This window comes from Methylophaga sp. UBA4204 (assembly GCF_002379485.1).
Classification (GTDB): domain Bacteria; phylum Pseudomonadota; class Gammaproteobacteria; order Nitrosococcales; family Methylophagaceae; genus Methylophaga.
This window is the reverse complement of sequence record NZ_DFTU01000048.1, coordinates 1-9986: the sequence shown is the minus strand read 5'-3', so window position 1 is coordinate 9986 and position 9986 is coordinate 1. Positions and strand designations below refer to the sequence as shown.

9 protein-coding genes and 1 pseudogene are annotated in these 9986 nt (G+C 44.9%); all 10 read right to left on the bottom strand.

All coding sequences use genetic code 11. From position 1 onward, the window contains the following. On the bottom strand, positions 1 to 464 hold a 464-nt coding region (gene dcd, locus B3182_RS06840; RefSeq protein WP_292752080.1), incomplete at its 3' end, for a dCTP deaminase. 40 nt (positions 465 to 504) lie between these two features. After that, positions 505 to 1587 carry an iron-sulfur cluster carrier protein ApbC gene (apbC, locus tag B3182_RS06835; protein WP_292357451.1) on the bottom strand — a complete coding sequence of 361 codons (1083 nt, stop codon included), beginning with the start codon at positions 1585 to 1587 and terminating at the stop codon, positions 505 to 507. Between the two features lie 138 nt (positions 1588 to 1725). Then, positions 1726 to 2610, bottom strand: a complete 885-nt coding sequence (locus tag B3182_RS06830) for a carbon-nitrogen hydrolase family protein (RefSeq protein ID WP_292357453.1) — start codon at positions 2608 to 2610, stop codon at positions 1726 to 1728. A 182-nt stretch (positions 2611 to 2792) separates the two neighbouring features. Further along, positions 2793 to 3380 (bottom strand): GNAT family N-acetyltransferase, encoded by a 588-nt coding sequence (locus B3182_RS06825; RefSeq protein WP_292357455.1) that lies wholly within the window; start codon positions 3378 to 3380, stop codon positions 2793 to 2795. Positions 3381 to 3466: 86 nt separating this feature from the next. Next, positions 3467 to 3874, bottom strand: coding sequence for a ketosteroid isomerase-related protein (locus B3182_RS06820; RefSeq protein ID WP_014706801.1), 408 nt, complete (start codon positions 3872 to 3874; stop codon positions 3467 to 3469). A gap of 386 nt (positions 3875 to 4260) precedes the next feature. Then, the gene (gene speB, locus B3182_RS06815) at positions 4261 to 5142 is read right to left on the bottom strand and encodes an agmatinase (RefSeq protein ID WP_292357458.1); all 882 of its coding nucleotides are present in this window, start codon (positions 5140 to 5142) and stop codon (positions 4261 to 4263) included. Next, entirely contained in the window at positions 5139 to 6305 is a 1167-nt protein-coding gene (gene nspC / locus B3182_RS06810; protein ID WP_292357461.1) for a carboxynorspermidine decarboxylase, read from the bottom strand. The genes speB and nspC overlap by 4 nt, the downstream gene beginning before the upstream one ends. Before the next feature lie 247 nt (positions 6306 to 6552). Further along, complete coding sequence (locus B3182_RS06805; RefSeq protein ID WP_292357462.1) at positions 6553 to 7752, bottom strand: saccharopine dehydrogenase family protein; 1200 nt, start codon at positions 7750 to 7752, stop codon at positions 6553 to 6555. Positions 7753 to 7776: 24 nt separating this feature from the next. Then, on the bottom strand, positions 7777 to 9726 hold the full coding sequence (speA, locus tag B3182_RS06800) for a biosynthetic arginine decarboxylase (protein ID WP_292357464.1): 1950 nt from the start codon (positions 9724 to 9726) through the stop codon (positions 7777 to 7779). Between the two features lie 109 nt (positions 9727 to 9835). Then, positions 9836 to 9986 (bottom strand): annotated as a pseudogene (locus tag B3182_RS16340) (succinylglutamate desuccinylase); the annotation flags it as partial.

The following is a 9986-nucleotide window of genomic DNA, read 5'->3' as shown; positions in this document are numbered from 1 at the left end:
GCGACGCCTTCGTTGGCGTAGATCTTCGCCGGCAGGTTGGTGGTGTTAGAGAATTCCAGCGTAACCTGGCCTTCCCATTCTGGTTCCAATGGTGTGACATTAACAATAATGCCGCATCTCGCATAGGTAGATTTTCCCAGACAAATAGTCAAAACATTGCGTGGAATTTTAAATGACTCAATAGTACGAGCCAAAGCAAACGAATTTGGCGGAATGATGCAGACATCAGAATTGATATCAACAAAACTACTGGCATCAAAGTTTTTTGGATCAACAATCGCCGAATTGATATTGGTAAAAATTTTAAACTCAGTTGAACAACGTACATCGTAACCGTAACTGGACGTGCCGTAGGAAATAATACGTTGTCCTTCTTGTTCACGAACCTGTCCTGGTTCAAAAGGCGAAATCATACCTTGCTGTTCGGCCATACGCCGGATCCATTTATCTGATTTTATGCTCATAATCCGTCAATTTGCTCAAAAGATGTTGATGATAGCTTGATTAGTCGTTCTTGATAACTATATTCGGGAATGCTGCGGAATAATTTTTGCCCTGCATTGCCAGGTTGGCGGCGATTCGGCGAGCTATCACACGATAGGCTAAAGCGATATCTCCATCTGGATCTTTGACTACCGTCGGCTGACCATTATCAGCATCTTCGCGGATATGAATATCCAGTGGCAAACTGCCAAGCATATTCACACCATATTGATCAGCCATTGATTGTCCACCGCCGGCACCAAAAATATGCTCTTCATGACCACACTGGCTGCAGATATGGGTACTCATATTTTCCACTACGCCGAGTACTGGTACTTTTACTTTTTCAAACATTTTCAATGCTTTGCGAGCATCCAGTAAGGAAATATCCTGTGGCGTAGTGACGATGACTGCACCGCTGACCGGTACTTTCTGTGACAGGGTCAGCTGAATATCGCCGGTACCCGGTGGTAAATCAATCACCAGATAATCCAGCTCTTTCCAATTGGTATCGCCCAGCATTTGCTGCAAAGCCTGCGTCACCATCGGGCCACGCCAGATCATTGGTTCTTCTTCATCGATTAAAAAACCAATCGACATGCTTTGGATACCATAGCTTTCAATTGGTTCGATTGATTTGCCATCAACTGATTCAGGACGTTGAGTGGTGCCAAGCATACGCGGCTGACTTGGACCATAAATATCAGCATCCAGAATACCCACGGTGGCGCCTTCAGCTGCCAGAGCCAATGCCAGATTAACGGACGTGGTAGATTTACCTACCCCACCTTTACCGGAGGCCACGGCAATAATATTTTTTACATTTTCCAGCGCTGGCACACCCTGCTGTACTTTATGTTTTACAATTTTAGTTGTGATATTGACGCTTACATTCGCTGCGCCTTCCGCTTCAATCAATTGTTTTAGGTTTTGTGCCAGTTCTGCAGCATAGCCTTTGACCGGATAACCCAAAGTCACATCGACCTGTGTCTGATTATCGTCCTGCGATACTTTGACCGTGGCGCGGGTGTCGCCCAGTGTTATCAGTGTTGATGGATCCTGATAATTTTTGACGATTTCCTCAATTTGCGCGGGGCTAGTCATGCACGACTCCTGTAAATTTCAAAGCTAAATTAGACTCAATATTTTATACCCTGCTAAAACTGGCTGCATCCACACTGCTTGCAGGGCTATTGGCTGATACAAAGAAAAACACCGCTATAACAGCGGTGTTTAAAGTGTTTAGCGAGTTTGCTCAGGTCCAGTTAATGTGTGTTGTAAAGGCCAATCTCGGTAATTAAAGACCTGACCTTCCTCGCGAACGCGGGCAATTTCAGTCAAATCCAGATCAGCACAGACCCAACCAGGCTTGTCAGCTACGCCTTCAATCAAGATACCGTTATCGGTAAATCCATAATCCACCGGGGTATAAATGCTGGCACGCCCGGTATTCACATCAACAGCTTCTGACCAGCGAGCTTCACCAAATGTAGGAGATTGCACAACATAACATTGATTTTCCAAAGCCCGTGCCTGACAGCCAATCCGCACCCGATGGAAACCAGCCTGCGTATCGGTACAACTTGGGGCCAAAATCAAATCGGCGCCAGCCTTAACCTGCTGATAGGTAATCAATGGAAATTCAATGTCATAGCAAATACTGACCCCAATACGCCCGACATCGGTATCCAGCACTTTAATCTGTTGGCCTGGATGAATTAACCATTGCTCATTTTCGAATCGGGTCATGATCAATTTATCCTGGAAACCAATCAGCCCATCCGGTCCATAGAGATTGGCACGATTACGGAATGTGCCGTCTTCCTGCAGAACCGGAAATGTGCTGGCCAGCATCATCACATCGTATTGTTTACAAAGTTGATGATGCAAATCCTGCCAGTCCGCATAGACATCCTGCATTGAATGTAATTGCTTACCAAGATCGGTATAGATGGCTTCACCAAAGAGTGAGGCCAGTTCCATACTGCCATATTCGGGAAACACCAGTAGTTTGGCTTTCTCTTCAACGGCTTCGGCTACCCACTGCGTCAATTTATCAGTGAATTGCGACCAGTCTTTGAAAAAACCAATATCGTACTGTGCTGCAGCGACTTTTACTTTGCTCATTTACATCAAACTCGGGAAATCGTTAGCGAGACATATAAGATTGGGCTTTTTAGCCTTACTTCAATGCCAGATAATATATTTTTAACGGCTTATTAACGTCTTTAATAACAAGCTGTTGTTATACAAACAAAATTACTAGAGTCTATCGTTCTTTCAGAAGCACTATTAATGTTCAACAGACTCTAAAGTTTTTTCATCCAGAAAGTCATCGGTTTAGGTGACTCATGCTCTTCATCCAGTTCTTTCCAGCTGAATGTCGTGTTGAGTTCAGGATGCTTTTCATAGCCGCGTCTACGCCAGAAGTTGTCAAGAGGCTTATAACCTGAGGGTCGGCGTGGATGGTCTTCTGGGCGCTGTACTCCACAAAAACAGCTGAATTCATATCCGCCCAGTTCTTGTGCATGTTGCTCACGATGTTCAAAAAACGCTACGCCGGCACCTTTGCCACGGTATTGTGACAACAAGACCGATTCACCACAATAAAATACGCTATCAACATCAATACCCGCTTTGATAAACGGCGCTTTAACTTCATCAGTTTCATATCTCAGCGGAATACCCGTCGATGCACCAACGACCTTATCGCCATCAAAAGCTAAAACAATCACGCTGTCAGGCGCTTCGATATAGGTTTGCAGATAGCGAGCTTCGTAATCCGGATCACCATCATAGAGATAAGGAAAATCACGGAAAACCTCAATGCGTAATCTGGCAAGTTCCGGGATAAATTGATTCAGTGCTTCGCCTGATAAGCGTTTCAATTCCAGCATAGTTATCTCACTTAGTGCAATGGAAAGGCAACCATAAAAAAGCCAAGCTGGATAGAACATCCCAGCCTGGCTGATTGGCCTGCAGTTTAACCGACGACTTGTTTAACCCAGTCTTCCAGGTTGTAGTAGTTTGTGATGCGTGCCACTTTGCCATCACGAATCACAAAAAACGCACCAGCAGGCAGATTGTATTTCTGGCCGTTAGCTTCTGGCAAACCTTCATCGGTGCTCAGATATTCGCCTAGCACGGTGAATTCAACAGCAGCACGATCGCCCGCTTCATTAGTGGTGATGGAAATATCCACGATTTGTTCTTTGTAATGGGCATTCATGCGATCCATAAATGCAGAGAATTTTTCTTTACCAATTTCGCGTCCGGCCTGGTTAACATCATGAATAACGTCATCAGTCAGCATATTTAAAAACGCATCCATATCCTGACGGTTGAACGCATCGTAGTAGTTTTGCAGCAATGTGATTGTAGCTTGGCTCATGTCGCAGACCCCAGAGAGTAAAAAAACCGCGAATTTTAACGTGTAAACGCTTCAAAGAAAAGCAAAAACTGCTAATTAACCACAGAGACACGGAGGGCACGGAGATTTTAAAGTTATCCGCAGATTACGCAGATTTTCGCAGATTATTTTTGTCGGGTTACGCTGCGCTAACCCGACCTACGTTTTTTAAGAAAGTGTAGGTTGGGTTGAATTTATGAAACCCAACAAAGCACAAATGCTTAGATGATGTTGGGTTTCGCACAATCAACACAACCTACAGTCCTGTTAAAAATTATAAATCTGCGTCCATCTGCGTAATCTGCGGATCTATTTTTTGTCTCTGTGCCCTCCGTGTCTCTGTGGTTAATTTTTTTAACCGCAAAAAATCATTGACGACTACGAGCAGTGATCCCCATTAACTTGTAGGTCAGCATTGATGCAGCAAAGTCATATGCATGAAACCCTTCAATTGGTGCAAACTCCATTACATCAAAACCAATAATTTCACGTTGTTTGGCAACCGATTCAAACAGATTCAATGTCTGGTACCAACTCAGGCCACCCGGTACTGGTGTGCCTGTTGAAGGAAACACACTCGGATCCATACCATCAATATCCACCGTAAAAAACACTTTTTTCGGGAAATCATCGGGCAAGGTAATGCTGTTGATATTATTCGGCACCAATTCATCGGCATCCTGGTAATACACACCAAACTCCTCTCGCACCTGCATCTCTTCTTCACAAAATGCACGAATTCCCAGTTGGTATAACGGGATACCCATATCCACAGCACGTTTCATTACTGAGGCATGGCTCAAAATATCGCCTTCATAGGCATGACGCAGATCAGCGTGGGCATCAATCTGCACAATACCAAAATCTTCGATGCCGGCATCTTTTAACCCTTTAATGACGCCATAGGTCACGGTATGTTCACCACCTAACACTACAGGAATTCCGCCATTACGGATGATTTCAGCGGTGGCATTAGCAATGTTATCAATCACCTGTTGCGAGCTAACGCTGCAATCGACTGGCGGGCAAGTATAGATGCCCAAATCACATGGATTACTTTTGCCGTCCCATTTTTCCAGCTGCCAGGATGCATTCAAAATCGTTGAAGGCCCTTTATTGGTGCCGCCACCATAAGAGACCGTTTTTTCATACGGAACAGGCAAAACATGGAACATCGCCTGTTTTGGATCGGCTTGGTCAATCTCGGAGCCCAGGAAAATCGGAAATTCTTCGTTCAATTCGGTGTTCATGACAGTCGCTCTTTAAAATCGCTGTAGCCAAAGCTTTTGACTACACGTAAATCATCGGTTTCGGAATTCCAAATAGCCAATGCCGGTAATTTGGTACCATTAAATGTCGTGGTTTTAACCATGGTGTAATGACTCATATCTTCAAATACTAGACGTTGACCAATTTCCAGTGGCTTATCAAAGCTGTAATCACCGATCACATCACCCGCCAGACAAGTTAATCCACCCAATCGATACGTATGTGACTTTTCATCAGGCAAACCTGCACCGGTGATATCCGGACGATACGGCATTTCCAACGTGTCGGGCATATGACAGGTAGCAGAGGTATCGAGAATCGCCTGATCAAGGTGATTCCAGCTGATATCGAGCACCTCGCAACTCAAAATACCAGTACCAATTGCCACCGCCTCACCCGGTTCCAGATATACTTCGACTTGATGCCGTTGTTTAAAATCCTGAACCAGTTGAATTAAACCATCGATGTTATAGCCATCAGCCGTAATATGATGGCCACCACCAAAATTCACCCACTGCATTTGTGGCAGCAAATGGCCAAACTTCGCTTCCATAGCCGCCACAGTTCGCTGCAATGGTTCAAATCCTTGCTCACATAAAGTATGAAAATGCAGCCCAGAAATACCATCCAATGCCGTTTCATCCAGTTGCGATAACGGAATGCCTAAACGTGAACCGGGAGCACACGGGTCATAAATTGGCACTGCACCTTCAGAATGTTCTGGATTGATTCGTAAACCAAAATGCAAATCTGGACGCTGTTTTTGCATTGCCTGGCACTGATCACGAAACCGCAGCCATTGGCCACAGGAATTAAACACAATGTGATGGGCAAAGGTCAGCAGTTCATCAATATCCTGTTGACTGAAGGCCGCAGCAAATACATGCACTTCCCCACCGTATTCTTCAAAACCAAGCCGAGCTTCATGCAAACCACTGGCACAAGTGCCGCTCAGATATTTGGCGGTCAACGGTGCCAAAGACCACATTGAAAATGCTTTCAAAGCAGCCAGAACTTTTGCACCACTGGCCGTTTGCACATGATTCAGAATGCGTAAATTACGCTCAACAGCCACCTCGTCCACCACAAAACATGGCGACGGCAATCGAGATAAATCCAGCTTGGTAAAATCAGTAAATTGCATTATTTTCAAATACCTGAAAATGATAGTTAATTTGTATTATTAACACTTATTAACCACAGAGACACGGAGATCACAGAGTTTTATCCGCAGATTACGCTGATTCTCGCAGATTATTTTTGCCGGGTTACGCTACGTTAACCCGACCTACATTCATATTAAAATTAAAAATCTGCGCCCATATGCGGATGTATACTTTTCCTCCGTACCCTCCGTGCCTCTGTGGTTAAATTTTTATAGATCCATAAGGTCAATCGTCGAGATTGAAATCATCCAGTTCGATCACTTCCCAAGGCAGTCCATATTTATTCATATCTTCCATAAATGGATCCGGATCAAACTGTTCAATGTTCCAGACGCCCGGTTTTTTCCATTTGCCTTCCAGCATCATCTTGGCGCCAATCATGGCTGGTACACCAGTGGTATAAGAAATCGCCTGCGACTGAACTTCAGCGTAGCAATCCTGATGGTCTTTTATTTGATAGAGATACACAATTTTCTCTTTACCATCCTTAACACCCTTCACTACGCAACCAATGCAGGTTTTACCTTTGGTGCGAGGGCCAAGTGTTGAAGGATCTGGTAACAAAGCTTTGAGGAACTGAATCGGTACAATCTGCTGACCGTTAAAATCAATTGGGTCAATACCGGTCATACCGACATTACCCAGCACTTCCAGATGTTTAAGATAGCTTTCACCAAAGCTCATCCAGAACTGGGCACGTTTCAAAGTCGGGAAGTTGACTACCAGCGATTCCAGCTCTTCATGGTACATACGGTAGATGTTGTAATTGCCGACTTCCTCCGGGCAGGTAAAACTGGCTTTTTTTGACATGGCCGGCGTGGTAACAAATTCACCATTTTCCCAGTGACGACACTCTGCCGTGACTTCACGAATATTGATTTCCGGATTGAAGTTGGTGGCAAATGGATAACCATGATCGCCGCCATTGACGTCAATAATATCCAGCTCATGGATTTCATCGAAGTAATGTTTGGCAAGATAGGCAGTAAAGACATTGGTGGCACCGGGATCAAAACCGCTGCCGAGTAATGCCATCAAACCGGCATTTTCGAATTTTTCTCGATAAGCCCACTGCCAGCTGTATTCAAACTTGGCGGTATCCAAGGGCTCATAGTTAGCCGTATCCAGATAATCCACACCAGCGGCCAAACAGGCGTCCATGATGTGCAAGTCCTGATAAGGTAACGCTACGTTGATGACCAGATCCGGTTTTTCTTTTTCCAGTAAAGCAGTCAGTTCTGGTACGTTATCGGCATCGATTTGAGCAGTGCGGATTGGGCGATCCAGCTGCGCTGCTATGGCTTTACATTTGTCTTCATTACGGCTGGCCAGAATAATCTCTGAAAACACTTCCGGTAATTGGGCACATTTATGCGTAACGACGCCGCCAACACCACCGGCGCCAATAATGATCACTTTTGACATTGTTGAATCCTTATAAATCTGCAGTTATCTTTCAAAGAAGGTGTAGCCATTCATGCTATCGCTGAAGGCACGTAACATTTGTTGACGCATTGGTACCGAAATCTTGCCATCCCGCACAGCTTGTTCAGCCAGTTTACGGAATTGCTCCTGCATCACTTTCGGGTCGTATTCAACGTAGCTGAGCACATCGGCAATGCTGTCGCCATGAAACTCACGGACAAAATCAAAGCTACCATCCTCATTAATATGCACACTGACCACGTTGGTATCACCAAACAGGTTATGTAAATCCCCAAGGGTTTCCTGATACGCTCCAACCAGAAATACGCTCAGATAATATTCCTCACCCTCAATTAGCGGATGTAATGGCAACGTTTTGCGAATCCCATCTTCGTATGAAAACGAATCAATTTTGCCATCACAATCACAGGTCATATCAGCGATAACCGCTGCGCGAGTGGGTTTTTCATTCAAGCGATGAATCGGCATGATGGGGAAGATCTGGTCAATCGCCCAGATATCCGGTAACGATTGAAACAGACTGAAATTACCGTAATAAATATCGGACAGTAACTCTGGCAAACTTTCCAGTTCAGCAGAAACCCGGCGTGCCTGGGGCAACAATTCTGAGATTTTTTCCAAAATGGCCAATGAAACATTCTCGGCTAAAGCCCGTTCACGGAGAGTTGCCTGACCGTGATGGAATAACTCACGTAATTCATCACGATAATATATGGCATCGTTGTAACACTCCTGCAGGTTCTGCAGTTTTACATTATTCAGTACGGCATAGAGGTTCACCAGCATATCGGGACTATCATCCGGAACAATTTCCGGAATCGTGCCAGGTTTATGATCACGGACTTCCAATACGTTAAATAACAACATGGAAGAATAGGCAATCAATGCCCGACCAGATTCAGTAATGACGACTGGGTGTTCGATATCCAGCGGATCCAGACATTCCTGCAAGGTTTCGATAATGTTGTAGCAATATTCGTCCAGGCCGTAGTTCATACTGTGGGTGCTGTTAGAACGAGCACCTTCGTAGTCAACTGCCAAGCCGCCACCCAGGTCCATATAGCCCATCGGTGCGCCTTCTTCGATTAAGCCAGTGTAAAAACGGCAGGCTTCCATTACCCCACTACGGATATTACGAATATTGGGAATTTGTGAGCCTAAGTGGCTATGCAGTAACTGCAGGCAATGCAACATATCGGCTTTTTTGAGCTGTTCAACCACTTCCAGCAAAGCATTGGTCGACAAGCCAAATATCGAACGATCCCCGCTGTCACCATTCCAGTGACCTTCAACGGTTGAAGCGAGGCGAATACGCATACCGATCAGTGGCTCGATTCCCAATGCTTTGCTTCGCTCCAGAATAGTGGTTAATTCTGTGGCGGTTTCCAGCACAAAGAAACACTTGATACCCATTTGACGGGCATATAAACCCAGTTCAATAAACTCTTCGTCTTTATAACCATTGCAGATAATCAGACTGTCATGGTCACGTAGTTGTGAAATAGCAATAATTAATTCGGCTTTACTGCCCGCTTCCAGACCATGATGATAACGACGACCATAATCTGCAATTTCCTCAATAACGTGGCATTGCTGATTTACCTTGATTGGGAAGACGCCGCGATAGTCATTTTTATAGCCAGCTGTTTTAATCGCCCGGGCAAAAGCCTCGTTCAGTTGGGTAATTCGCAAATCCAGCAGGTTTTCAATGCGTAATACAGCGGGCATATCCAGGCCACGCTCTTTCATTCCATTAACAATATCGATCAATGGAACATGAATAGTCTTTTCACCAAATTGCAAACTGACGACCGCATTGCCATCGGCGGAAATATCAAAATAATCCGTCCCCCAATCACGCACACCATAAAGCTTACTGCTATGTTGCGCACTCCACTCTTCAGGGGCAACATCAGGTGAGTGTGTATCAAGATTGGCATGGGTTTGTGTCATCAGTATGACCCCCTTTGGCTTCAGTTAAATCGCGGGATTGTCACTATTTTACGGATAAATTGCAAAAATATTATGACAGCACTACTACGTAACGAGATGAATCGCAGGCCTAGATAATTGGTTGCTCTTCTGGAACGCTGGTATCTGTTGATGGATCCAGATTGGTATTGAACGCCTCCACACTGTCCGCAACTTCGTCAGGGCGATTAAAACGCGCAATATGGAACAGCGCCTCACCCTCATTGACCAGAGGAATATTG